27 protein-coding genes and 1 pseudogene are annotated in these 24,451 nt (G+C 37.6%); 23 read left to right on the top strand and 5 right to left on the bottom strand.

Features of this window, described 5'->3' with window-relative positions:
* Window positions 1-524: 524 nt before the first annotated feature.
* The 23 genes and pseudogenes from IR173_RS06265 (at window position 525) to IR173_RS06155 (ending at window position 18,943) form a co-directional block, all read left to right on the top strand.
* The gene (locus IR173_RS06265) at window positions 525-698 is read left to right on the top strand and encodes a hypothetical protein (RefSeq protein ID WP_237038813.1); all 174 of its coding nucleotides are present in this window, start codon (window positions 525-527) and stop codon (window positions 696-698) included.
* Window positions 699-719: 21 nt separating this feature from the next.
* Complete coding sequence (locus tag IR173_RS06260) at window positions 720-911, top strand: hypothetical protein (RefSeq protein ID WP_237038812.1); 192 nt, start codon at window positions 720-722, stop codon at window positions 909-911.
* A complete protein-coding gene (locus IR173_RS06255) occupies window positions 865-1,521 on the top strand; it encodes a hypothetical protein (RefSeq protein ID WP_237038811.1) in 657 nt (218 codons plus the stop codon). The genes IR173_RS06260 and IR173_RS06255 overlap by 47 nt, the downstream gene beginning before the upstream one ends.
* A gap of 531 nt (window positions 1,522-2,052) precedes the next feature.
* Entirely contained in the window at window positions 2,053-3,072 is a 1,020-nt protein-coding gene (locus tag IR173_RS06250) for a DUF3871 family protein (RefSeq protein ID WP_237038810.1), read from the top strand.
* Window positions 3,073-3,158: 86 nt separating this feature from the next.
* Window positions 3,159-3,434: a hypothetical protein gene (locus IR173_RS06245; protein WP_237038809.1), complete on the top strand. Its 276-nt coding sequence runs from the start codon at window positions 3,159-3,161 to the stop codon at window positions 3,432-3,434.
* A gap of 11 nt (window positions 3,435-3,445) precedes the next feature.
* Window positions 3,446-3,892: a JAB domain-containing protein gene (locus IR173_RS06240; protein WP_237038808.1), complete on the top strand. Its 447-nt coding sequence runs from the start codon at window positions 3,446-3,448 to the stop codon at window positions 3,890-3,892.
* A 172-nt stretch (window positions 3,893-4,064) separates the two neighbouring features.
* Complete coding sequence (locus IR173_RS06235) at window positions 4,065-4,652, top strand: tyrosine-type recombinase/integrase (protein ID WP_237038807.1); 588 nt, start codon at window positions 4,065-4,067, stop codon at window positions 4,650-4,652.
* A 754-nt stretch (window positions 4,653-5,406) separates the two neighbouring features.
* Complete coding sequence (locus IR173_RS06230; RefSeq protein ID WP_237038806.1) at window positions 5,407-5,718, top strand: hypothetical protein; 312 nt, start codon at window positions 5,407-5,409, stop codon at window positions 5,716-5,718.
* A gap of 88 nt (window positions 5,719-5,806) precedes the next feature.
* The gene (locus IR173_RS06225) at window positions 5,807-6,151 is read left to right on the top strand and encodes a hypothetical protein (RefSeq protein WP_237038805.1); all 345 of its coding nucleotides are present in this window, start codon (window positions 5,807-5,809) and stop codon (window positions 6,149-6,151) included.
* Between the two features lie 42 nt (window positions 6,152-6,193).
* On the top strand, window positions 6,194-6,550 hold the full coding sequence (locus IR173_RS06220; RefSeq protein WP_237038804.1) for a hypothetical protein: 357 nt from the start codon (window positions 6,194-6,196) through the stop codon (window positions 6,548-6,550).
* Between the two features lie 61 nt (window positions 6,551-6,611).
* Entirely contained in the window at window positions 6,612-6,860 is a 249-nt protein-coding gene (locus IR173_RS06215) for a hypothetical protein (protein ID WP_237038803.1), read from the top strand.
* A gap of 47 nt (window positions 6,861-6,907) precedes the next feature.
* Window positions 6,908-7,954: a penicillin-binding transpeptidase domain-containing protein gene (locus IR173_RS06210; RefSeq protein WP_237038802.1), complete on the top strand. Its 1,047-nt coding sequence runs from the start codon at window positions 6,908-6,910 to the stop codon at window positions 7,952-7,954.
* A 746-nt stretch (window positions 7,955-8,700) separates the two neighbouring features.
* Entirely contained in the window at window positions 8,701-9,024 is a 324-nt protein-coding gene (locus tag IR173_RS06205; protein WP_237038801.1) for a type II toxin-antitoxin system RelE/ParE family toxin, read from the top strand.
* Entirely contained in the window at window positions 9,014-10,129 is a 1,116-nt protein-coding gene (locus tag IR173_RS06200) for a HigA family addiction module antitoxin (protein ID WP_237038800.1), read from the top strand. The genes IR173_RS06205 and IR173_RS06200 overlap by 11 nt, the downstream gene beginning before the upstream one ends.
* 771 nt (window positions 10,130-10,900) lie before the next feature.
* Entirely contained in the window at window positions 10,901-12,394 is a 1,494-nt protein-coding gene (locus IR173_RS06195; RefSeq protein WP_237038799.1) for a tyrosine-type recombinase/integrase, read from the top strand.
* A 13-nt stretch (window positions 12,395-12,407) separates the two neighbouring features.
* Window positions 12,408-13,652 carry a DUF6043 family protein gene (locus IR173_RS06190; RefSeq protein WP_237038798.1) on the top strand — a complete coding sequence of 415 codons (1,245 nt, stop codon included), beginning with the start codon at window positions 12,408-12,410 and terminating at the stop codon, window positions 13,650-13,652.
* A 177-nt stretch (window positions 13,653-13,829) separates the two neighbouring features.
* On the top strand, window positions 13,830-14,147 hold the full coding sequence (locus IR173_RS06185) for a DUF3853 family protein (RefSeq protein ID WP_237038797.1): 318 nt from the start codon (window positions 13,830-13,832) through the stop codon (window positions 14,145-14,147).
* A gap of 4 nt (window positions 14,148-14,151) precedes the next feature.
* A pseudogene (locus IR173_RS06180) lies at window positions 14,152-15,536 on the top strand (VapE domain-containing protein).
* Window positions 15,537-15,668: 132 nt separating this feature from the next.
* Window positions 15,669-16,016 (top strand): hypothetical protein, encoded by a 348-nt coding sequence (locus IR173_RS06175; RefSeq protein WP_237038836.1) that lies wholly within the window; start codon window positions 15,669-15,671, stop codon window positions 16,014-16,016.
* A 50-nt stretch (window positions 16,017-16,066) separates the two neighbouring features.
* The gene (locus IR173_RS06170) at window positions 16,067-16,594 is read left to right on the top strand and encodes a hypothetical protein (protein ID WP_237038796.1); all 528 of its coding nucleotides are present in this window, start codon (window positions 16,067-16,069) and stop codon (window positions 16,592-16,594) included.
* 174 nt (window positions 16,595-16,768) lie between these two features.
* The gene (locus IR173_RS06165; protein WP_237038795.1) at window positions 16,769-17,167 is read left to right on the top strand and encodes a plasmid mobilization protein; all 399 of its coding nucleotides are present in this window, start codon (window positions 16,769-16,771) and stop codon (window positions 17,165-17,167) included.
* A gap of 15 nt (window positions 17,168-17,182) precedes the next feature.
* Window positions 17,183-18,376: a relaxase/mobilization nuclease domain-containing protein gene (locus IR173_RS06160; RefSeq protein WP_237038794.1), complete on the top strand. Its 1,194-nt coding sequence runs from the start codon at window positions 17,183-17,185 to the stop codon at window positions 18,374-18,376.
* Window positions 18,377-18,400: 24 nt separating this feature from the next.
* A complete protein-coding gene (locus IR173_RS06155) occupies window positions 18,401-18,943 on the top strand; it encodes a hypothetical protein (protein ID WP_237038793.1) in 543 nt (180 codons plus the stop codon).
* Between the two features lie 548 nt (window positions 18,944-19,491).
* Here IR173_RS06155 and IR173_RS06150 read toward each other — a convergent pair.
* The 5 genes from IR173_RS06150 to IR173_RS18210 form a co-directional block, all read right to left on the bottom strand.
* The gene (locus IR173_RS06150; protein ID WP_237038792.1) at window positions 19,492-20,316 is read right to left on the bottom strand and encodes a hypothetical protein; all 825 of its coding nucleotides are present in this window, start codon (window positions 20,314-20,316) and stop codon (window positions 19,492-19,494) included.
* 1 nt (window position 20,317) lies between these two features.
* Window positions 20,318-21,778 carry a reverse transcriptase family protein gene (locus tag IR173_RS06145; protein ID WP_237038791.1) on the bottom strand — a complete coding sequence of 487 codons (1,461 nt, stop codon included), beginning with the start codon at window positions 21,776-21,778 and terminating at the stop codon, window positions 20,318-20,320.
* A gap of 472 nt (window positions 21,779-22,250) precedes the next feature.
* A complete protein-coding gene (locus IR173_RS06140; RefSeq protein WP_195646663.1) occupies window positions 22,251-23,177 on the bottom strand; it encodes a DNA-processing protein DprA in 927 nt (308 codons plus the stop codon).
* Between the two features lie 14 nt (window positions 23,178-23,191).
* A complete protein-coding gene (locus IR173_RS06135; RefSeq protein ID WP_237038790.1) occupies window positions 23,192-23,854 on the bottom strand; it encodes an amidophosphoribosyltransferase in 663 nt (220 codons plus the stop codon).
* 5 nt (window positions 23,855-23,859) lie between these two features.
* Window positions 23,860-24,372, bottom strand: a complete 513-nt coding sequence (locus tag IR173_RS18210) for an HAD family hydrolase (protein WP_394800644.1) — start codon at window positions 24,370-24,372, stop codon at window positions 23,860-23,862.
* Window positions 24,373-24,451: the final 79 nt, after the last annotated feature.

The following is a 24,451-nucleotide window of genomic DNA, read 5'->3' as shown; positions in this document are numbered from 1 at the left end:
TGTGACAGGTGGGCTTTATTCTTAACCAACTAAATAATAAAACAATGAACCCATATATCATACAATCCAGTTTATATTTAAGCACTATCTACGAAGCAATAATTGCTAAGCAAGAAATACTAAGAGCTAAAATGCAGCAATACAATGATGTCAAGCTCTACCTGTTCAGTTCATTCTCCCAGAATATAGTTCTAATGAATATATTGCAAATAGTCTCAAACTTTATAATGAAAATGAACTGTTCCCCATTATTATAACTTCCATTACATATAAGGAAGTTAATAATCCAAGAATAGCTTTCAAGAATGAGAATGGAATTATACACTTAGTCCTATGTTTTGAACATAACAAGGAGGATTGACAAGAAGCAGGGAAATGTGAGAGGTTTCCCTGCCTACTTAATACTTCTGAATTGTGGTCTTATCATTAGTTCACCACCTATAAAGTTCTTACCTTTACAGTACCACAGACAGATAATTCCACCACACAGATTGACGGACTACAAACTATTTAGAATATCTAAAATGGAAGAATTTACCTATGAACAGATAAGGGCTAAGGCTCTTAAACAGGGAGTAAAAGATAACAAGGTTCATATTGGATTATGGGCTAATCTTAATAACTACCTAAAGACAAGGAGGAAGAAAAATGGTAAAGTTACTACCTACTATATTGCATTGCAGAGATTGGCTTATTAATCAATTAATATTTAAACTGATATGATAACCCATCTACCAACAGGGAAGAATTTTTATAACAGGAAAGATGCCAAGCTATATTTTGGTACGGCTCACTATTACAAGATGGAACGAGAGAAGAAAGATTTACTATTTACTAACAATATTCAATCAGTTACTAATGAATATGAAGATAAATCAAAGGCTATTACAAGGCAGAATAAGTACAATTAGACAAGATTATGCTACCATTAACAAGTCTATCGTGGATAAGCTCAACCCATCTAACCTGTACAGATTCTTCTGTCTGTCCTTATATAGAAATGACTATTATAAGGTCAGATGGAGAATTGAGGATTTAGCCAAACGGACAGGAGAGAAAGAAACTGCATTAAAGAACTTCAATAAGGATATAGAAGCAGTGTTGGTAAGAAAGAGATACCCAGTACCAATTAACCATCCTCTTATTGAATTTACAATGAGAAGCCTTTACTGCATCTCGGCTATAGAGCATCCCAACTTTATAACCCTGTCCCACCTCTTTATTAAAGTGAATTTGGATATTAAAGTGAAAGGATATTATATCAAACTCTTATTAATTGCAGAGGATAATAAGGTACTGCTTACTCCCAATAAGTTGGCTGATAAGTTGGAAATGGGCAAGAAGAATGTGGAGAGTTACAATCTGGATTTATATAGTGCAGGTCTCTTAAAATACTTGCCCAAAGGGATAGAGCTTACTCTTAAAGAACTATTATTAGGCAATGATATTGCCAAGCAATGTAAGGAGTGGAATCCCACCAACTCAAAAAACGTGATTAAGATAGGTTTCAAGTCCAAATAACAGGACATGGGGATTTTTCATACTGTTTATTAATATATTAAGAGATAGTACGAATAATCCCCAATCTGCCTTATTCTGGCTTTAGAAGCATCTAAAGTGAAATTTCTAAGATTAGGGGTAAGCAGACCTTATGAACGCTATTTTATAATGCCAATTTAAAACCATCAGAGTTATGCACGAGACACCCCTACCCACATAAACACCCCCTCATAGCTCTTAAATAAAAAGAATGCTTTAGAGATTAGTTCCAAATCATCAATAATAGTAAGCATTCTTATTAATCAGAAGGATGGCACGATGCACTATTACCATAGCCAAGCTATAATTTACTATTACTCCCAACCTCCATTTAATGATACTTAGGGAATAACACAAAATAGCCATATATGTAAAATATCCTAATGATATAACACTTATAGCTATTTAGCGGTATGTGGTATCATCTTAAATGTAGGAAACTGCATGATAACTACAGCAAGATTGTCGCTTACCGCTATTCATCAATCAATAACCATTTAATTCAATTTCATTATGAGAGATTTAGTAATTATGCCAGCTATGGCACAGCGTAGAGAATCATTAAACATGGGTGAGTTTGCAGAAGAAGCAATCATTATGGAAGAAGTTGCAACACCCAAGAGAGTGAATCATTTCATTGAAGCCAACACACAGGAAGTAACCTTGCAGCACCTACAACAAGACTGCATCATTCCCAGTTTTGCGTCAATGGAGGAAACCATTAGCCACCAATCCTTTATAGGTGCAGTGGTGGATGCTGCCAAAGACTACTTCAATGGAGAGCAGTTTGATATGCCAGAGATTAGAATATCACACCCTATCAATGGAAGAATACCAAGTGCATTAGGCAAGAAGGCTTCTGAACTGACTGATGCAGAGAAAACATTGTTCTACCAGAGAATGTGCTTTTGCTTTGAAATCCCATCCATTGTACATGATGAATACGGTAATCGTTTGGCATTATCCATTGGTGGAGTAAGGGCATATAACGAGATTAACCTGTACAGCAAGAAGTCTGTTGAGAGATTTAAAATCTTCATAGGTTTTAGGAATCGTGTGTGCTCAAATTTAATGCTCACCACTGACGGCTTGCAGGATAAGATAGAAGTTCTAAGCGTACAGGAACTATATGCAGCAGCTTTGAATTTGTTCCATGCCTACAACCCATCCAAAGACCTGCACCTATTAAGAACACTTGGGCAGATGTCAATCTCTACAAGCGAGTTCTGCCAAATAATAGGCAGGATGAGACTATACCAAGCTCTTACACCCAACCAACAGAAACGCTTACCTCGTCTATTGTTGGGAGACAGTCAGATTAATGCGGCTTGTAGAGCATTCGTTTCAGATGCAAACTTCAAAAGTACAGGGGACAGCATTACAGGTTGGCAGTTGCTTAACTTGCTCAATGGTTCTGTAAAGTCAAGTTACATAGATAACTTCTTGGAGAGGAATCTTAACTGCACAGAGTTTGTACAAGGCATACAACGTGCCAAATTAGGAGATAGTGAATACGCTTGGTTCTTGGGCTGAGTGGATTGTTGATTGAGAGAGGAAAGGGCATCATTAAGTTGGTGTCCTTTCTTTATATCTACTAACCTATTAAAAGATTATACATTATGAATACTAATGATATTGAAAACGCAATTAATCACATAATCTCTTTACAGGAGAAGTTGTGTTACTGTGAGAACAATCTACAATACATCAAACGCTTGCAAGCCATCAAATATTGGCTACATAAGTTTGATTCATTCTTAGATAGGAACAGCAGGCAGCATGGTGAATATGCGGCAGTTTATGAAAGCTACTTCCACACTTGCTGTGGGTTCTCATTCTATGATAGAGTTTGCCATTCTATCATCGTTTACGAATATGGAGATAGACCATTCTAATACTTGACATTATGGATATAGATTATAAAGTGGGTGAAGTGGAGCTATACTACAAACCCAAATTCAAGAATCTGCATAAGATTATAAGTTCAGAAGATGCTTATAAATATTTGCTCCCTACATATAGAGAGGGAACTATCTGTTACAAGGAATACTTTAAAGTCTTATTTCTTAACCAAGTCAATCAAGTCTTGGGTTACACTCTTATATCAGAAGGAGGATTGACTACAACAGATGTTGATGTCAGAGTTATTTTACAGGCAGCATTGCTTACCAATTCAGTAGCTATCATTCTTGCACATAACCACCCAAGCGGTAATCTGAAACCAAGCAGGCAAGATATGGAGACAACGAAGCAGGTCAAAGATGCAGCCCAACTTATGAGAATTACAGTAATAGACCACCTCATTCTTACAGATACAGGATATTACAGCTTCTCTGATGAAGGACAATTGTAAGCTGTTCTCATATATAACAAGGTAAAGGACATTCAATTTCCAAGTTGGGTGTCCTTGCTTAATAATATTCACTTCTACTATTAGTGAATTTCCCTTTAGTAATCAATGAGTTAGTAAATCCAACTCAGAATTAATATTCACTTCTATTCATTAACATATAAAACAGAACATTATGTCACTTAAATATTCAAGCACAACGGCAGACTATCTTATATGGTCTGATGCAATGAACCTCATAAGGAAGTTAACCAAAGACGAGAATTATAAAATCTCGCTCCTTATAGCTTTGGGATGCTTCACAGGTTTAAGAATATCTGATATTCTATCTCTAAGATGGAAGCAGATATTAGGTGCTGACGAGTTTACAGTAATTGAGAAAAAGACAGGCAAGGTAAGAACTATCAGACTGAATCCCCAATTACAACAACATATCAAAGAGTGCTACGAGCATATAAATCCTATTGGCATCAATGCACCTATCTTAGTAAGTCAGAAAGGTACAATCTTCACAGTTCAGAGAATTAACATAATTCTTAAAGAGGTGAAGAAGAAGTACAGGTTAAAGATTAAGAACTTTAGCTGCCATTCCCTTAGAAAGACATTTGGCAGGCAGGTCTATAATATGAACAGTGATAATGCAGAGCTTGCTTTGGTAAAGCTGATGGAACTGTTTAATCATAGTTCAGTAGCTATTACTAAGAGATACTTGGGGCTAAGGCAGGAAGAAATCTTGCAGACTTATGAATGTTTGGGTTTCTAATCATAGGTAGGACAAAACCAGAGCAAGGTTAGCTTTATATACCCCAATCTGACTTTGTCCTACCCTAAAATTTCAAACGGAGAAATAATCACCTACACCTTATATATAAGGTACATCTCAAATATTAAGTTAAGAAGCATCTAAAGTTCATTATTTAAAAGTTTGGTTTTTATCCCTTATATAATAAGGTCAATTACACTAATTACAAGAATCCATATACATCTAAAGTCTTAAAACTTATGTCGAAGATAGCCAATTGTAAATCACCAACAATATGTTGACTTAAAGATGAAAATTCAAGGCAGGTGCAGAAGTGGAGAATTTTACACTTATAAGGGCAGAAGTGGATTTACTACCTACCTAAACTACTTAACTTTAGGCTTGTCTCAACATTTTATAAACAATAAGTTCTTGCCATTCAAACGAATTTCGTAACTTTGTGCCAATTCCAGACACCTAATGCGTTAAAGACTGGAAGGACATATTAGCTAACGAAGGACGTTTTAAATATTATCCCTTATTGAAATCTCGACAGTTTCAAAGCACAAGGGTAGTAGGCAAGAACGTCCACGTCTTGATTGTTGTTACATATCATTCATACTTTTGAATGGATTAACTGCATAGGGACGTGGACTATTGTTTATTATTTGTGCTGGGCAGTCGAGAGCCTCAATAAGATAATATTCAGTAGTTTCCACGTCCTCTTTGTGTTTAATCGCTTACTAAGGGAACAAGTGGGCACAATTTCGAATCTATGTTTACAAGTAAAGAATTAATCGCATTTAGTGCAATCCTTAGAGCAGCTGCATATGGAGAGCAGTCTTATCCTACAGGAAAGCCACTCAGTATCTTATTAGATGCAAATGATAAGTTTTCAATTTCACCAGAGATGTCAAATCAATCCGCACAGTTATCTCCCAGAGAGGCTTTCATAGTTTTACACAATATGGATTACTCAAAGCGCAAGGTAGTCTTTGAATGGATTAATAAAATCGCTACTTGTGACGCTGTTGGTAGTTTTAGATATAAGTTAGCTCAAAACGTAAAGAAGATATTAGACTTATAAGCGTAGTAATACCCAAATATTACTATTCCTTACGCTTTAATTATAACAATTTCCCCAAAAGAATAGGGATGGATTAATATTTAACAATATGTCACTTAGCACAAAAGAAAGATTAGCGATATTACATACATTGATAATAATCGCAAATGCAGATGGACGTAGAGGTTCTCTTGAGAATCGCCTACTCAGTGAAATAGCAAGTAAAGCTCTTTGCTTTAGTTTGGAGGATTTCTTAGGTGGAATAATCGAAGAAGCCGCCCTAATGAAAGAAGAAGAGGTTCAGACATTGATTAGTAACTTGGATTTTCAGAAGAAACTTATGATACACAAATTACTTGTTGAAATGGCAACAGTAGATGAAGTAATTAATGAAATGGAACTTAAAGCACTACATTATATGGTTAAGATGTACAATCTACCTCCTTTGGTTTAAGATTCCTAATACAATTACTATCAAGAACAGAATTAAACATATATGGAATTCTTAGCAAACACATTAGAAGAAGTTATAGATGGTTTCTCTAATGAATACATACGCCACAATGGAGTGGAGAAGTTTAAGAAGGTCTATGATAAAGTCTGTAGCTCAAACAAGTTAGCAGAACTATATGGTAAATCATTACAGTTAGAATTAGCACCTACTGCACATGACTTTCTGACTACTCTTAATACAATTCCATACTTTATCTTTAGCTCCCAATACACTTGTGCATTAGGAGCGTTGTTTGCCATTAAGCTATGGGATGAAAAGGTTAATAGACTTTATCACTTGAATTTTTCTCTTGAATTGAGAAACAAGGCTATAGCAATTTTAGAAATATTAAAACTATAATGACATGGGATTATTCAATGCTTACAAGACAGTGAATCGAGCTAATCAGCTTCTAAAGGAAATGGAAGTTCAATTTGACATCATTTACTATAGTATGGAATGTGGTTCTCCACTTCAACAGATACGAGTGGAATGGCGCATCCTAAAGAAACAATTCATGGAGTTACAAGAAACCATATCAAGTAGCAGTGCCGCATCCATAGCATCTTACAGGTTCAAAGGAAGACAGGCTACCACAATGGAGTTATTTTCATTCATAAAGTCCATATTGGATGATTTAGATGTGGGACTTAAAGAACAAGGAGCATAATATATAACCATGTGACAACTTTGTTGATGTTTACAAATAAGGCAACTATGAGAACCTATATAATTATTCTTGCGACAATATGCTTTACTTCATGCCAAACCAAGCAGCATAAAGTAGAACTAACATCCACCATAGACAGCACTTTACAAGTGAAAGCGACCTCTATCTTAGAAAGTAAACTATCTGAACTCAATGCCTTATCTGGGCAAGTTATCATTATGGAAGTTCAAACAGGGCAAATCAAGGCTCTGATTGGACTTACAAGGAAAGATAGTGCCAACTATCAACCCTGCGAGAACTTCTCTGTACAACGACCAACAAGTCTTATGCACCCAATATCACTATTGGCAGCATTAGAAACAGGGAAAGTAAACCTATCTGATAAGGTCGATGTTGGAAGTGGAATCTACTCTGTTCATGGCAGAGAACTTAAAGACCATAATTGGCATAGAGGTGGATATGGTGAAATCTCTATCAAGCAAGGTTTAGCTTCAAGTTCAAACATTGCTGTTTATAAAACAACGGAGAAAGCATTTGGAGATGATGCACAAGCATACTTCAATCTGTTGAATAAGGTGAATTATGGTAAACCAGACAGCATCGCAGGAATAGCTAATTTGAAACCTGCATACTTTGTTACTCCTAAAGATAGTGGTTGGAGTAATACGGCTTTTGCATGGTTCTGCATTGGATATAATCAAACTATTACCCCTATACAAATGCTAACCTTTTATAATGCTATTGCTAATAGTGGAAAGATGGTACAACCTCAACTTTACAAAGACAGTACAACAGTTATCAATCCACAGATAGCAAGTCAAGCCAACATTGACAGTCTGAAACAGGCATTGGAATATGTGGTAACTGATGGCTTAGCGCAATCAGCCAAGTCTGATAACGTACAGGTAGCAGGTGAAACAGGAACAGTACAGCTTGAAGATGGAAGCTATATTGTAGAGTTCTGTGGTTACTTCCCTACCAATGCTCCCCAATATTCTATCATTGTTTCCATTCATAAAAATGGACTACCTGCAAGTGGTGGATTAATGGCAGGTGATGTGTTTAGGCAGATAGTGGATTACATGAACGAATAACAATCTAAAGGAAGCAGCATTTGAGGAAACTCTTATGCTGTTTTCTTTTTTATATAAGCACTACGAATGTTACATACTAACAACCCAATTCTTTGGAATATAGAAAACTAATATTTAACTTTGTACCGTAGGTTTAGCTGTTGACTAATTGTTGACTGATAAACTTCCAATGAGATTATTAATACGTTGACATATTGCAATTTAATAGGATGAAATTTAGAGCCTCATAATCTGGAGGTCCCTGGTTCAAGCCCAGGCTGGTCCACTTTAACAATCAAGCACTTACGAGAAATCGTAGGTGCTTTTTTCTTTGTCTGCGTAAACAATGCGTAAACAAACTGTTTGAGTTGGTAGTGTTTACGCATAGAACTTCTGTGAAACTCCGTGCTATCCTGTAGCATCTTTGCTGAGAGATTGTATTGGTGCGGCTACACCTTACAGTTGCCTGTCATTGATGTAAGTTTCATCAATGACAGGCAGCTAAATTTGTTTTGATTTATATCGAACTCACGTTAGATTATATGGTATAATACTGCATTTTTGCTAAAAGAAACAGATTCTTCCTCTCAATTATTAGTGCATTAATGAGTTGAAAAAGTGCTTATAAGTAAACAATATGTTTTTTCTATTGTTTACTTAATGTGTTATATAATATTGTATGATTATCAGATTTGATAATTTTTATAATGAATTTTGTTATCATAAAGAATAAAATTCTTATCTTTGCAGAAAGATAATGAAATTACATGAATATCTATACAGAAGATGAAGCATTAATAGAGTTATTGGAAGTGGGTTGCACCAATGACAAAAGATACAAAAGACTTCCTAAGGATGTTGTTAAAGGTTATATAAAAGCATATAATCATTTAAGGACAGCCAAGCGAATAGAAGATTTATTCAGAATTGGAAGTTTGCATTATGAACGGTTAAAAGGAGATTTAAAGAACTTTGAATCGGTCAGATGTACTGGACGCTGGAGGCTAATATTTAAAAGCTCTACCATAGACGGCTCATTGATAATTACAGAAATAGAATTAATAGAAATATCCAACCATTATGGCGACTAAATTTAAATTAAACGATTGTGTACCTTGTATAGCAATTCATCCGGGAGAAGTCATTAAAGACGAATTAGATGCAAGAGAGATGAAGCAAAAAGAATTAGCTTCATTTATGGGCATGCCTACTTCCGTACTCAATGATATAATAAAGGGACGTCGTGCTATAACTCCTGAAGTTGCTGTTTTGTTACAGGAAATTTTAGGAATAGATGCTTCTTATTGGTTATCATTACAAAATCAATATGATATAGACAAAGCAAATATCAATATAAAAATAATAGAGCGGAAAAAAAATATTGAGATTTGGAAAATCATTTCTCAATATTGTTCTATCAAATGTTTTGAGAAATTTAATATTATAGGGAGCAAAATATCAGAGAATATAAAAACTATATACTCAATTTTTGGTGTAGCCTCTGTTGAAGAATTAGTAACATCATACTCTCAGGAAAAAGAAGTTTCTTATTTTAAGAAATCTGAGCGGTTGAAAAGTGACCCTATAAATATTTTTTCATGGAAACACTTTGCTTTCTATGAAAGTTCAAAAATTCAATGTGATACGAAGTTTGATAAAGACGGTTTAAATAATCTTGTTGATGAGTTAAATCATTTATTTCTGATAAATAAAAATACTATAGATATAACAAAAGAAATTCTATTACGATATGGAATCAAATTTATCATAGTGCCCAAATTTGACAAGACTCCCATTGATGGATTCTCTTTTTGGAAAGGAGAAAATCCAACGATTGTATTAACATTGCGATTAAACAGGATTGACAATTATGCCTTTGCTTTATTACATGAGATATATCATGTTTATATGCACCTTTTCAACAATAGAGAACAAAAATACATTTCTATAGAAGGAGCTGAAATAAATAAATGTGAGGAAGATGCTAATAAATTCGCTAAGTATTCTTTGATTACCAAAGACTTATGGAACACATTCTTAAAACAACATTCTATGATTTCTCCGCATGCGATGCAAATGAAAATAAAACAATTTGCTCATCAACATAATATCAATGAAGCTATTGTTTTAGGATTTTATCAACATGATATTAATTTGTATTCTATTAAGAGTTCAATATCAAGAGAGATAAAATAATCCAATATACATGTACCGTGCAAATCTAATTGCACACATCTTAAGAAAATAGAAGGAAACAAAAGAGGTTATTTGAAAAAGAAATACTACCTTTAGGCTTGAAAATCAAATATTTGCGAATCACGTTCTGGAGGTCATTGGTTCAAGCCCAAGCTGGTCCACTTTAAAAGTCAAGCACTTACGAGAAATCGTAGGTGCTTTTTTCTTTGTCTGCGTAAACAATGCGTAAACAAACGGTTTGAGTTGGTTGTGTTTACGCATAGGGCTTCTATGAAACTCCATGCTATCCTGTAACATCTTTGCTGAGAGATTGTGTTGGTGCGGCTACACCTTACAGTCAAATAAACTCAAATATATTCCATTTATATATTGATTTACAGAATAATGTTGTAACTTTGCAAGTGCAATGCATTTATGGTAAGCCATGACCTAAAGGTGCTCTTTCTCAAAAGGGAAAAGTGAGTTTGCCTAACTATCGTGGGAGGGTCATTCTATTCCGATGAATCGAAGCGTAGAGGGAGTACCAGTCGGAGGGTACTCTACGACAAACGAAACGCGAGAGTTGCTTCAGGGGTTGAGACCGATTAGCATAAGCCCGGTTACCAGTCAGCGACAGAAGACAACGAGATTGCACCGCTGCATATAACGACAATGTTTTTATCCGTCAAAGGATAGGGACTCAGTAGTTATATGCAGCGTTTTGTATATGTACGCCTCACATTGCAAAGCGGCTGTATTCAGAGGTTATGTTGAACATAAACAATGAATGCAATGGAAAAATTGACAAAGTCCCTGCCTCTTTTCAAAGAGCGGAATTGCTCTGTTTCTATCGTATTGGACTCACGTACTCGCAGAAAGAATGCGTATGAGTTTCCATTATCTCTCCGTTTCACGATAGACCGCAAGTTTTTTTATCTTACTGCCGGAAGTTCTTTTACTGAGAAAAAGTTCTCAGACATCTGCAATGCGACTAAATGCAAGAGTGAGAACTACAAACTTCAAAAAGAATGGAAAGACACCTTTGTTCCCAAATACAAAGAAGTTTTGAGTAACCTGAACAAAGGAGGTATCCTAACATTTGAGATGGTGCGCCAACGTATTATGGGTGAGGATGTGGCACTATCTGAAAAGGAAATAACCAAGTCACAATCGTTTATCAGTATATGGGAACAAGTCATCAAAGGTTTCAAAACTGATGATGGCGGAGCACGTTTTACCACGGCTGAAAGCTACGAATGTGCGCTCAAATCATTCAAGAAGATACTTGGGACAAATGCAATCAAAGGATTTTGTATCAGTGCCGCAGAAATTCAGAAATGGAAAGAGGGGATGCACAATGGAGTAAAAGATGAGAATGGCGCAATTGTAGGTAAAATCAGCGATACTACGGCTGGTATCTATTTGCGCTGTTGCCGTGCAGTATGGAATAGGTGTGTGCATGAAGGCTACCTCAAAGATGTCCCTTATCCTTTCTCTAACAAGAAAGAGAAAGGGCTTGTGAGTATTCCCAAGAGTGCGAAGCGCAAACAGAGTTTCCTGAATGTCAGTCAAATGACGGAACTTTACAATCTTTTTGTCTCAAAGAAATATCCCGAACATTGGTCGGAAGAATATGTGCAACGTGCGCATTATTCATTGGGATTATTTCTTGCCCAATACCTTTGCAACGGTTTCAATATGGCTGATGCTGGCCGCTTGATCTATAATAGTTATTATTATCAGACAGATGGTAAGGCCTTCCGCTTCAATCGAAAGAAAACTTCCCGAAGAAGTGCTGACGGTTCTGAGGTAATAGTTCCCATCACCCCTCCTTTACAATATGTTTTAGATGAAGTGGCAGCTCCTCCGACTCGTGGCGGTATGGTATTCCCCAACATATTAAAAGGTGCGGAAACAGAAGCGTTACGCCGCAAATATACTATGCAGGAAAACTCAAATGTAAAAGACCGCATCATCAAAATATGCCATGAAGTACTGCACTGGGATAAGTCCATCTGTCCGTCCGGCACATGGTGCCGACACTCGTTTGCTACTAATCTGCATAATGCCGGAGTAGATATGGATTATATCTCTGAAAGCATGGGACATTCAACTTCTGATCATGCCATTACTCAAATCTATATTGAGCATTACCCTCTTGAAATCCAAATGGAGAATAACTCGAAACTGCTGAATTTGACAAAGACCTCTGAAAGAGATTTGTTATTGGAGAAACTGACGAATATGTCCACTGAGGAATTAACCAAGTTGTTTACACGAACATAACACGACCTTGAATATGATAAATTTCATAGAGAAAATAAAAGACTATTTGCAAAAAAAGGATTGCGCTGATATGGCTATTCGTGCTTGGAAATCAGCCAATGAAGAGTTGTATGTCTATTTTTGTAAACGTATGGAAGATGTAAGCAAAGGGAACTTATCCGTTTTGATGGATATGTACCAGATGATGCGGAATTGTACACCACCTGAAGCCTTGATGCTGTATAACTGGCTCTCTGATTTCATAAATGGTAAAGATGTACAGAACATGGTCAATCAACAATGGGCTGGCAAATACACAGACATTATAGCACAATGTATCACTAACAAACGACTGTGGATAGGTATCAATATAAAAACAGGCGCAGTAGAGTTACTTGCATCCGCGAAATCGGATTTATTGATGGTTCGTTCCGAAACACCGATTGAAATTTGGAATCATCTGCCACAGGAAACAAGAGTCTATTTGACTGGGCAGTTGGATGCACTTATGAAAAACAGCAAAGGATGCTATCTGTTGAGCAAGTTGGAAAGAAAGATGGTATACCAGTTCCTGATGTACATTTCCCAAATCATTTTCCTGTCCCATGCCGTGTTTGTTGGTGAATTTATGGCTAACCTGTATGATTATGTGATAGAGAAAAAGGAGGCATTGGCTTATTGCATGTACTATTTCGTGATATTTGACCATGGTCTTTCACGTATGGCTAAGTTACTTGACCGTCTATTGAGTAGCGAAGAAGTTAATCATGGCGACATGGTCCTAATAAAATCATGTGTTGCAACTCTTGTAACTCAAAGTATCGAAATAGGGACAGAAAATAAAGCCGGATGGGAAGATACGGCAGAAGGCTGTAATCCAGAGATTTGGAAAGAAGTGATGTTTGTCTTGCGGAAAGTAAAAGGCAAACGGGGGAATAGAAAGATGATACAATCATTGGATGATATTCTTGTGGGCGACAAGGAACGCATCACGCAAGGCATCCGCTTGTTTATTGAAGAGAACACAGAAGACATAAGCCTTGCCTACCTGTTGAAATCTTTGGTAAAGGCAGGCAGGATGAAAGCATCTACAAGATACATGACGTTCCATCGTGCCATAGAACAGTTCTCACAACGGCATTACGGACACGACATACCACAGAAGCGGTATGGTGAAATCAAGGATATGTCATTAAACTCGCGCCAAAGGGGAAGCAGTTACACTAAGGCGAAACGAATAATAGACCGATGGACGGATTATTTTATCAATAACGGGTAGTCGGGAAATCCAGCTATCCGTTTTTTCTGCGAACAACTGTTGTAATATGGTCGGTTAAATTAAGGTATAAATAAACCGACCAACACACAGAACTTCATACACTACCTTTGCTTGTGAAATCGGTTTCACAGAGTTGCACCGAGGCTTAAAGTATTTAATAACCAAACAAGTAAAGGTATGGAAGAAAAACTTAATTTTACCCAACTACTTCAAAAGCCCATCGCCATGATGACGGGTGAGGAGCTTTGCTTTCTCATCACCAAAAGTATGGAGAGTACAGAAGTGGTCACTTCCCAAGTGGCACCCAAAGGTAATTACTATGGTATAGAGGGTATCGCCCGCGTGTTCGGGTGCAGTGTACCTACGGCCAACCGTATTAAGAAGAGCGGTATCATAGACAAGGCTATCACACAGATAGGGCGAAAGATTGTGGTGGACGCAGACCTTGCGCTGTCTTTGGCAAAGGAATCAGGTGGAATCCACATTAAAGAATGATGGTATGGATGATAATTGGAAAAAAGACTTGGCAACAGATAGCTACGGGAATCCAGTTCGTTCTATCGCAAACCTCCGACTTATTTTCACATTGGATGAGAATCTTAGTCAGATAAGGTACGATACCTTCTGTCAAGATGACATATGCTTTTGCCCTTTGTCTCGTATGTCAATGGCAACAAAATTGATGAGGAATCAGCAGGAAAGATACAAGACTATTTGGAAAGGACATATAGGTTGCGTCTTACACAGAATAAGGTATTTGAGATACTGAAGACCACTTCTTCCGAACGAAGTTTCAATCCTGTGCAGGAATTCATCACACAAGAAACATGGGACGGACAGCCTCGCATATCCACAACCCTCATTGATTATTTGGGAGCAGAGGACACGCCGCTTGTCAAGGAGCAGACAACGCTATGGTTCGTAGCGGCTGTAGCCAGAGTGTTCTGTCCCGGTTGCAAGTTTGACAACGTACTGACTTTGCCTGGCTCACAGGGTATCGGGAAAAGTTCCTTTTTCAAGGCCATTAGCGGGAAATGGTTCAATGATTCATTCTCTTTCGCCAGTGGCGATAAGGAGAAAGTAGAAACCATCACCAATGGGTGGATTATTGAAATCAGCGAGTTGAATGGTTTGAAACGAGCGAATGACGCAGAGGCGGCCAAGGCTTTTCTGAGCCGTTGCAGCGACTATATGCGTCCTGCATACGGGCATAAAGTAGTGGAATTTATGCGGCACAATGTCTTTGCGGCTACGACCAATGAGACAAATTTCCTGCAAGGGGACAATGGGAATCGCCGTTGGTGGATAATCCCGGTCAAAGGCAATGGTCATGTATCTGAATGGTTGGATATTTTACAACGTGCTGTTCCTCAACTTTGGGCAGAAGCATACGCCTATTACCGGCAAGGAATGAAACTCTACTTGTCACCAGACATGGAGATTAAAGCCAACGAAGTACAGGTACAACATTCCAGTATCCTTGTTGACCCCATCATGGAAGATTTGGAAATGTATTTGGAACGTGAGATACCCATACAGTATGTAAGTTGGGCTATTCCTACCCGATTGGCTTATCAAAAAGAGGCATATTCAGAGCCAAACTCAACAATGACCTCACTCAACATGGTTTGTGCCCGGCAAATTATTGAGGAAATGCCTAATGATTTAGTCAGACGTAATCCGTCCAAATATACCTCACAATATATCAACCGCTTGATGTACATGATTCCTAATTGGAAACGGAGTGAGCAGGAGAGAGTAAAAGGTCTGCATCCTGCCTATTGTGACAAGACAGGACGGACAAAGCATCCTTGGGTGAGGGTGGGCACACCGAGCGAAGAAGTTTATACTGCATTACCCAATGAGCCGGATTTACCATTTTAAATATCAAAATATGGGAAAAAAAATATCATGTCCCTTTGTCCCTCTTTCCTTTGAAAAAGAATAAAAACAAAAAACAGAGAAAAGAGAATGTTACAGAATATGCTTGGGACATGGGACAAAATAATTGAAAACATGAACAAGGAAGAACTTATCGAACAACTACAAGAACGTGAACCACTGCTGGCAAATGCGGTCAGCCACATGGTTGCGTATGTTCAAGACCGTTACCCGGCCGCATATCCGAGTAAAGAACAGACCGAAGCCGTGAACGATTACTTGCAGAGCGTTCATGCTGATGGGGACGGCAATATGTCAGAAAGGAATTGCGAACACCGCCGTATCGCTTCACAGAACATCACCATTGCCGCTATTCGTGTGTTGGACAGTCAACAACTGGACAGGTTGCAAAACGTACTTGACCACATCGCATACGACAAGGTGTATTATATGCCGGAGAGAGGATACTGCATACACCGCTGATTTTCTCTTTTGGCTGCACCAGTTATAAACTATCTCAAATTATACAGACAATGAAAGCAGACTTGAATTATTGCATAGTGCTTTCGTCAGATCAACTTGCATATCTGGCAGGAAGCAAATATGGCATTGACCGTATGAAGATATTTCACCGACTTATTGAAGCGGCTGTGTTGGAAGAAAAAGATTATACCATGAAAGGTTTCTCCACAACCTTACAAGTCGGGCAATCCATTCTATCGGAAGTGGAATTGTCCAGCAAGTTGGATTATGACAAAAAGACCATATCCCGTGTACTTGACAAGATGAACCAGTTGAGAATTATCTCATCCGCGCAGAACAACCGAACAAGCGTTCACACGCTGAAATGCATATCGGCATGGATGTTGGACAGTAACCGTATTGATAACCCATTTCATGTCCGGCTAAAAGACCGACAAAGTGAAAGAGAGAATATGCCTGTTATATCAGAAGAAAGTGAACTGTTTTCCCCTTCTTCTTTCCCTTCTGTTTCAGTTTGTTCACAGTCTGCGGCAGAGGAAGAATCTGACAAAGATATTTCAGAGAATTGTCCCAAATAACCATTATCAGAGAGACGGTGTGTCCGAAGTTGTTGTATGTAGTATTACAAGAAGTTCCTATGTCGCACAAATTCGCTTCGCTTATTCGTACTACATAGGCGTATTCCGGCAGTCGCAAGCTCCCACCGTGCTGACCCTTTTTGAATTGATGTTTCACCCATAGCATAACAGAGCATGAAGAAGAAAAAGAATAGTGATAAAGAAGTCGATGAAGAAAACGACAAGAAAGTTACAAGGCGTACCCTACGGCTTGAAGCCAGAGTGACCGAACAAGAATATATCCAAGCGACTGAACTTGCCAAAACCTGCGGCCTGTCCATGAGCGACTATGTGCGTCGTACTGCCTTGGGGCAACACCCACGGCAACGGTTGACTGAGCGTGAAGTGGAAGCTCTGTGCAGTCTGACAGATGCGAGGGGCGACCTTATCCGTATTGCGGCAGCTGTGAAGTCCATCCAAGCAGATAGGCGGGCAATCTATTTTAGCGATACCCGGTTTGTGGAGCAATGGATGAGAGCCGCCACACAACTCATCAACCGCTGGAGCCAAATAGAGAATTATCTTACCGAATAAAGTTCCTTACTCGCTATGATAGCAAAAGCCAGTACCATATCGCATGGCGCAAATGCCATAAGATACTCCATCAACAAGGAGAAAGCGGATATTGTCAAGTTCAATCTGTTACCCGATGATATTTCACCGGAAGCAATGTACGGACGGATGATGCTTGTGCAGAAACTGTTTGCTGAAAAAATCAATAAGGGCAGGCCTCTTGGCAGAAATGTGATAAGAATCGAGATTTCCCCATCTGAGGAAGAAAGTTGTGACTGGGCGATGGACGACTGGACACGTTTGGCAGATGAGTTCATTCGTGTGTTTGACTCTATAGACCTTTCCAAAAAGACCAAACAGGCATTCTCAAAGCAGACCAATCTCAAAGGTTCACAACACATAGCAGCCCTACATCGTGATTCCAAAAGTGGTATTCTCCATCTGCATATTGATGCCAACCGTGTGGACATGGATGGCAAAATTAACGACAGTCATAAGATTGGCGAAAGGGCTGTCATGGCTGCGAACATCATTAACGAGAGACGGGGATGGGTACAGTCGGAAGAAATCAGCATACGTCACAAACAGGAAATATCTGACTGTTGCATGGAAATACTTCGCGCAATAAAGGAGTTCAGTTGGCAGAAGTATGAAACAGAACTGGTTAAGCGAGGCTATAAGGTACACCTGCAAGAAAAAGACGATGGCGGCGTTTACGGCTATTCCATCAAACGGGGTAACTCCACTTATAAGTCATCCGTGTTGGGTATCGGACGAAACCTTACTCCATCAAAGATTGAGGCTACTTGGGCAAAACTACATCCACAGGAAAGGAAATCCGAACCGGCAAAAACTAATTCTTGCCAAACACGGACAGCAGATTTTATTCCTATTTCACAGCTAGTTATAAAGCACTACGATATAGCGACAGATGAATATCACAGATATCATGTGGAGATACCCGAAGTCGCAGATAATATCATCCGACAAGATTGTTCTTTGGAGGAAGCCCATCCATTGGCTAAAATCGAAGAGATACAGCACACGGCTCTTTTACTCTTTGCAGGGTATTTGGATGCTGCCACAAGTATGGCTGCTTCAAGTGGCGGAGGCGGTTCTGACACAAACGGCTGGGGAAGAGACAAAGACGAGGATGAACTAGAATGGGCACGCCGCTGTGCAAGAATGGCAAACAGCATGTGCAAACGCAGAAGAGGACTCCACAGATAAATACTATCATTAAAGACAAGAATCATGGGAATTGGAAAATCAAAAATCGCTCCATCAATAGACGTTGATGACATGTTTAAGAAGGCTGAAATCAACCATGAGATAGAGGCCGAAAAGCAGGATGCCGACAAGCGACTTGCGGAAGTGCGTGAAGCAAAAGAGGCATTGTTGAAGATTCACCAAGACCTTCAAGACGCTATTAAAGCAGAGCGTGATGCTGCAATGATATTGAAAACTGCTATTGATAGTTCTGGCAATATCATCAACGGCATTTGCAATGCGATTGTAAAAACAGAACGAGATACACAGTTCAAGGCAACCATAAGCTCCGAACATCTTGCCCAACTTCAACAACTCTTAAACCAAGCTATCGGGACATGGAAAACCGTATTGGAAAATCATCGTTCCGAACAAACGAAAATGTTAACGAACCATGAATCTAGTATGCGCAAAATCCTTAGGCGAAATGAAGGCGTTTGGTTCTCTGATTTCTGGATGAAAGTATTGGTGATATTTTTGTTTGTTTATACGGTGGTATTAGGGCTGATAGCATATTGCTCCATATGAAGTTCATATGCGATACCATACAATGCGGACGGCTTTCTGTCTCTGTTTAACTAACCAGCAAATTACCAGCAAGTTAAATACAAAATGATATTATTTAACTTTCAATAGGTTATGTGTGCTAAATGACTTCTTAGCAATTTGCTAGCAAGTTAAATTCTCTCTAAATATGAATAAACCTCCTATTGTGGATGATAGGAAATATAGTAGAAAAACAATGCATTGAAATAATATTACAACAAAAAGGGGAAATAAAAATATCTTTTTTTTTATCAACCTTATAGTCTATACTATGACAACATAATTTAAAAATATTTCTACATAGGAATATAATAAGATACTCAAAAACTTCCTGGTGAAATTCTTCATTACTGCCAAAAACATTATAAAAAATCCCTACCATTAGAAGATTGAAATTACGATATTTTTTTCATACAGATAAGGCTCAAATTAAAGATTATTTAAAATGCTTTCTCCCATCATCTTTCAATTCTATTTTACCTAACACTTTGGGTTGGGGAGCAGAAATATTCTGTTTCTCAATGCTTTTGCTATATTTTTTTAATTCTGGGATATACCCCCCACCCCTCTTTTATATATTCAACATATTGCGCCAACACCCCTAGAAATTTAAAATAATAGAGTGATTTCAAAGGGAATATTCTGTCAAAGGTTTCTTTTTCCCATTGGTTTTGAGAGTTTCCGCGGTGATTCATGTTGCGACATTGATAAATATCATTTAGCAGCGACGTGATTTCAACAAACGAGTCATAATCACCGCTCTTCATCATTGCTTTATAACCCAAGAAATATACAATAGTACGTATCTTGTCCATTGCATATTGAGTTTGCAATGATATTCTTGATTTCACAAAAGCATTAGTATTTCCTGATTGTTTGTTATTACCTGGGAACAATAAGCTTGCAATTGTATAGTCACCACCTCTGTTATAAATGGATGTATCTTTGCCTTTTTCTATCTTCAGATATGCAGGATGCCCCCACATTATTTCTGTAATATCAGACAGATCTTTATTCTCGCACAATTTATTAGTCATACACTCTATCTGTTGATACAGTGACAAACAAAAGTCTTCGAAATTATCTTTTCTTCTGAATGACTCCATACGGGTATAATCTCCAATCAAACGATCTTTTATAGTCTGTAAAGGGAAGTCTGCATAAAATTCTGTAGCTTGCTTCTTTATGATGTCCTCAATGCAGTACTCGTAAATATCGTTTATACGTTCATCGTCTGACAAAACAGAATTTGCGGAAGCAACATTCAGTCGCTTTCGCAATTCCATATCAAACTCAGTATTTTGCTGAGTCAATCTTGCTATTTTGTCAATCGTGGACATCAACTTATCATCCATATCAAATGCTTAATAGTAAGTCTAAATCATTATTCAATTCATCAATATCAACAGGTTTTGGCTTGAATTCAGTCATTTTATCAACTAAATGTATGAGCCAAAATCGTTCTCCTTTAGAATCCCTACAATAAGAGATAGCCAGCTTCTCTTTTTGCTGTTCATCATCAGGTGTTACACTTTTATTTATTGATACTATCTGGGTTGTTTCTCCTATTTTGAACGTAGCATATCGCTTATTACAATCCTTGTGATGGATAGTGATAATTGTATTTTTATCTTTCTCAAATTTCAGAAAAGGTAAAGACTCAATGTAGGTAATACCATAAGAATTGGTTTTATCCGAACTAGAATCTCTATTGACTAACTCCTGAAATTTCGTATAAAGTTTCACATATACAGAATCTTCATCACCTTTCACCATTTTCAGATACATGAGTTTTCCATCAATAACATTCTGCAAATCCGGGTTTCCCTTTTTGACATGTCCTTTGGCAGCCTTATATTTAGGAAGAAACTTGGATATTGCTGTCGTATATCCATATCTGTCCCAAATATAAAGAATATTACGAATATCTCTTACATACTTTTTAGTAACATTAAGCTTTTGACTGATAATAATGCCTGTTACCTCTTGGCGTGATCCAAGTTTTTGAAGGCGTGTTTTGTCTTTATTTATGATAAATCCTTGTTCTGTAATCAGGCGGTACAGTTCTGTATGAAATTTACCATTAGGGGCATATACATAATGCATTGAGCTAAAAGTAATGTCATCGGCATATCGTGAATAGTGAAGCCCAAACCTACGCGCCAATCCCGCTAAACGGCGATCCAATGTATCACATACCATATTAGTAATAATTGGAGAGACAGGAGAACCTTGTGGCAAAACATATTTGAATTTTTTGTCATTATCATGCTCCTTAGTTTCGTCAATAACGTTTCTTACTTGACGCATAAAACAAAGCCCCGCAACAATATTAGCTATTTGCTTGGGGAAATTAAATGGTTTTAATTGGATCCTTTTCCATACACGAAATTGTTCAACACTAGGGAAAAAATCTTTCAGGTCAATATTGAAAACATAGTTTTGACCTTTATGAATGGTGGCATTAGTAACTACTGATCTGCCTTCAGTAAATCCCATAGCATAATCGGAAGGAGAGTATAGGGCTTTCAGAATTTCATTTACAGCTTGCAACATCATCATAAAGCTGCGGTTTCTCGGGGCCGTAATTACTCTGGTTCCACCAGATTTTTTTTTGATATGAAACTGACGGTATCGATGGAAAACATTATTTGGATTGCAATAATAGTTAAGGTGCCTAATTGTGAATGGATGAAACTTAGAAGCATCAAATCCCATCTCCTCAAGCTCGTCTCTTTTGATACAATTGAGGAGATTCAACAAATCTTCTTTTGATTTGATTTGAGATACCTGTTTTACTATTTGTTTCTTATCCATTCTTGTTCTCAATTTATATAAAAGCGATCTCTGAGGAATGATTTACCAAAACGTCTTTTCTTTATGTAAAAAAAATAATAGACAATATAAATATATAAAGTCATAAAACATAAAAACAAAAAAAATAGAAAGTACATCGTATAAAGTGTTATCACGTTAACGTACTAACATTATCGTCTCCCCGTCAAGCGAAGAGATATCCAGCGAATCTATTCTCTTGCGAAAATAGGGTTTGCACCACGCCGGACAAAAAGTCAAATAACATTTTGGCTCACCAAACCTATCAAAGATCGCTTATTTTTTGGTTTACAAAAGTACTAAATATTCACGAAGCCTATGTTCATATTACTCGTTATTTACAAAATATCCTAAGAAATCTAATCCTTTATCATTTTGAATCACAAATTCGGAATAGCAAATAACAATCCGACACGCATAGAAATCCGCACTTAAATTAAATCCCATTTTGGTCTTAAAATAAAATATGTTTGTTCGTTTTAGTAACTAGCCGAAGAACAGCCTCACTCATATTAGCAGAGTCAATGCGTATTACACTTCTGTCTTCAGCAAGTATTTGACGATTCAAATCATACATTGCAATATTGTGATGCTTGCTGTCATTATAGATAACGCCACGTTTGATACCATAGGATTTAGCCTTTTCCATGGCATGTCTCGAACCACAATCATTTCCTAAGTTATTGGGAGCATAGCTTGCAGATAAGAGTACGGCATCAGAGAATAAAGCTTGTAGCCTGTCTCGAACAACAAATCTGCTCACCATGTCATTTCTACTTTTGGGAGCTTCGTAGTATTCACTGATAAGCAATCCTCCTGCTTCGACAATTTTTTCAGCAAGTTCTACATTCTCCTTAGGTAAGATACTGTCAAGAGTGCTAGGTAGAATGGCGATAGTTTTGGCACCTTTCTCCAAAGCTGTTTTATGAGCAATAGAGTCACAACCAAGAGCGAGGCCACTCACTATTGTTGCGTTGTGTTTTATAATTTCTGACGTAACCATTCTCTCAGTCAGTTCAATCTTTTCATCAGGATTGAGGACTCCTATAACAGCAATGTTCAAATTATCTTTGCTTAGCAAGCTTATATCACCTTTATAGAAAAGTGCAAAAGGCTTGTCTGCTGGTTTCACGCTTCCGCGCAAAGAAGGGAAATTAGCATCACCGATTGCGACAAGACCATCTGTACAATTTTCAAGTTGGTTGATGACAGATTCTATTCTTTCCCGCTTTTTCATAAACTCGTATTCATGAGTCTCTAAAAGGTGATATAAAATAGATAAGTCTTCGTTTCCACGTATTTTTTTATCTATCCACGCAGGCCCCTTTTGAGGAAAGGTACGAACAGTTAGAATGTTTAATGCATTTTCCGAGTATTTCATATACAGAGCTTTGTTTAATATCTTGATAACGTTTTGCCAATAGAATAGAAAATGACACTTTTTGCACCTTTGTCCAATAGGGCTTGAATACAATCCTCGTCAATGTTAACGGTCTTAGTGTAAAGATCGTCAATTAGCAATATATCTTGCCCGATTACATCATCCGAAATATTACACGTATCTTTTGTTATACCAACATAAGGCAATTCGCCTGAACCTCCATGACCACTACGAGCCAAATGCGTTGTGGCGGTATCAGTGTGTCTAATAATATCATGTGTACCATCTATAAAACCATTCAATTGTTGTGTCACAAATTGGATTGTGGCTCTTAAGTATAGTTGATTACAGCGATACGAATTTTCTCGTTTTGATCTAGGAATGACACAAACACGAAGATTTTGTTTTCCACTAAGACGCAGAATCTCAGGCAAGTCGACTTTCAAAATTTGAGTAAGTTTGTTTATCGCATTATTCAGAGTTTGCTGTGAATATGTCGTGACATCATTCTTAAAAGTGCAGATAAGATTTTCAATGGTGCCAGACACGCGCCAGTTACCACCACCTTGATAATCATTGTGATAAAAAGCGATTATATCTTGCTTGAGGGCTTTCTCGAGACCACCTTCTCTTTTACGACAAAAACTGGCTCTTGACTGAATTACAAACTGTTCCATACTTTTCAAAATTCTACTTTGATGATTTTATCTAAATTAATTCCGTTAGTAACTGCCTCTGAGGAAGAAGCCTCGTCGTTTTCATATAAAACGACGTTCTGCAAGTCGTACCCCAGAGATTTAAGAAGAGTGTATTTGTTGTCAATACAATCTTCGTAAAAAAAACGCTGAACAAAATACTTCGTGAGATTGTAGAAGTTACATAGGCTAATTGCCCTGCTAGAACGACAATTAGTTAATAGAATTGTATGATGTCCTTCTTGATGGAGACTTTTCAAGATGCTGAGTAGATTACTGTTCAGCTCTGTCTCAGTGAGGTACGATTCAAAGCACTTTTCTTTATAATCAATTATTTCATTAATTTGAGTTTGTGTCAATTGGGGAAATAACTCCTTTAGTTCGTTCCTCGTAAATCTCTTCTCATTTTCAATATTATAATTTACACCCAGTACTGAACTTATTGCCTCGGAATAGGCGAGGTTGTTAGCTTTATCCGTTTTGATTAATGTATTGTCCATGTCGAAAACAAAAATGCTGTTGGGATTCTGAGTGTTCATAACGCTTGTTTTTATTATTTCTGCTGCAAAGGTAAATTGG

Origin of the sequence: Phocaeicola faecalis, assembly GCF_021730445.1 — a bacterium.
Lineage (GTDB): Bacteria > Bacteroidota > Bacteroidia > Bacteroidales > Bacteroidaceae > Phocaeicola > Phocaeicola faecalis.
Note: the sequence above shows the minus strand (reverse complement) of the source record. Positions and strands in the feature narration are given on the sequence as shown.

Coding starts and splice junctions, on each gene's coding strand:
- IR173_RS06135 (WP_237038790.1), bottom strand. CDS start 23,854: ATGGAACAGTTTGTAATTCAGTCAAGAGCCAGTTTTTGTCGTAAAAGA.
- IR173_RS06265 (WP_237038813.1), top strand. CDS start 525: ATGGAAGAATTTACCTATGAACAGATAAGGGCTAAGGCTCTTAAACAG.
- IR173_RS18210 (WP_394800644.1), bottom strand. CDS start 24,372: ATGGACAATACATTAATCAAAACGGATAAAGCTAACAACCTCGCCTAT.
- IR173_RS06260 (WP_237038812.1), top strand. CDS start 720: ATGATAACCCATCTACCAACAGGGAAGAATTTTTATAACAGGAAAGAT.
- IR173_RS06175 (WP_237038836.1), top strand. CDS start 15,669: ATGAACAAGGAAGAACTTATCGAACAACTACAAGAACGTGAACCACTG.
- IR173_RS06255 (WP_237038811.1), top strand. CDS start 865: ATGAAGATAAATCAAAGGCTATTACAAGGCAGAATAAGTACAATTAGA.
- IR173_RS06145 (WP_237038791.1), bottom strand. CDS start 21,778: ATGGATAAGAAACAAATAGTAAAACAGGTATCTCAAATCAAATCAAAA.
- IR173_RS06220 (WP_237038804.1), top strand. CDS start 6,194: ATGGAATTCTTAGCAAACACATTAGAAGAAGTTATAGATGGTTTCTCT.
- IR173_RS06165 (WP_237038795.1), top strand. CDS start 16,769: ATGAAGAAGAAAAAGAATAGTGATAAAGAAGTCGATGAAGAAAACGAC.
- IR173_RS06240 (WP_237038808.1), top strand. CDS start 3,446: ATGGATATAGATTATAAAGTGGGTGAAGTGGAGCTATACTACAAACCC.
- IR173_RS06140 (WP_195646663.1), bottom strand. CDS start 23,177: ATGAAATACTCGGAAAATGCATTAAACATTCTAACTGTTCGTACCTTT.
- IR173_RS06190 (WP_237038798.1), top strand. CDS start 12,408: ATGATAAATTTCATAGAGAAAATAAAAGACTATTTGCAAAAAAAGGAT.
- IR173_RS06150 (WP_237038792.1), bottom strand. CDS start 20,316: ATGGATGATAAGTTGATGTCCACGATTGACAAAATAGCAAGATTGACT.
- IR173_RS06160 (WP_237038794.1), top strand. CDS start 17,183: ATGATAGCAAAAGCCAGTACCATATCGCATGGCGCAAATGCCATAAGA.
- IR173_RS06170 (WP_237038796.1), top strand. CDS start 16,067: ATGAAAGCAGACTTGAATTATTGCATAGTGCTTTCGTCAGATCAACTT.
- IR173_RS06225 (WP_237038805.1), top strand. CDS start 5,807: ATGTCACTTAGCACAAAAGAAAGATTAGCGATATTACATACATTGATA.
- IR173_RS06155 (WP_237038793.1), top strand. CDS start 18,401: ATGGGAATTGGAAAATCAAAAATCGCTCCATCAATAGACGTTGATGAC.
- IR173_RS06215 (WP_237038803.1), top strand. CDS start 6,612: ATGGAAGTTCAATTTGACATCATTTACTATAGTATGGAATGTGGTTCT.
- IR173_RS06230 (WP_237038806.1), top strand. CDS start 5,407: ATGTTTACAAGTAAAGAATTAATCGCATTTAGTGCAATCCTTAGAGCA.
- IR173_RS06195 (WP_237038799.1), top strand. CDS start 10,901: ATGGAAAAATTGACAAAGTCCCTGCCTCTTTTCAAAGAGCGGAATTGC.
- IR173_RS06245 (WP_237038809.1), top strand. CDS start 3,159: ATGAATACTAATGATATTGAAAACGCAATTAATCACATAATCTCTTTA.
- IR173_RS06205 (WP_237038801.1), top strand. CDS start 8,701: ATGAATATCTATACAGAAGATGAAGCATTAATAGAGTTATTGGAAGTG.
- IR173_RS06250 (WP_237038810.1), top strand. CDS start 2,053: ATGAGAGATTTAGTAATTATGCCAGCTATGGCACAGCGTAGAGAATCA.
- IR173_RS06235 (WP_237038807.1), top strand. CDS start 4,065: ATGTCACTTAAATATTCAAGCACAACGGCAGACTATCTTATATGGTCT.
- IR173_RS06210 (WP_237038802.1), top strand. CDS start 6,908: ATGAGAACCTATATAATTATTCTTGCGACAATATGCTTTACTTCATGC.
- IR173_RS06200 (WP_237038800.1), top strand. CDS start 9,014: ATGGCGACTAAATTTAAATTAAACGATTGTGTACCTTGTATAGCAATT.
- IR173_RS06185 (WP_237038797.1), top strand. CDS start 13,830: ATGGAAGAAAAACTTAATTTTACCCAACTACTTCAAAAGCCCATCGCC.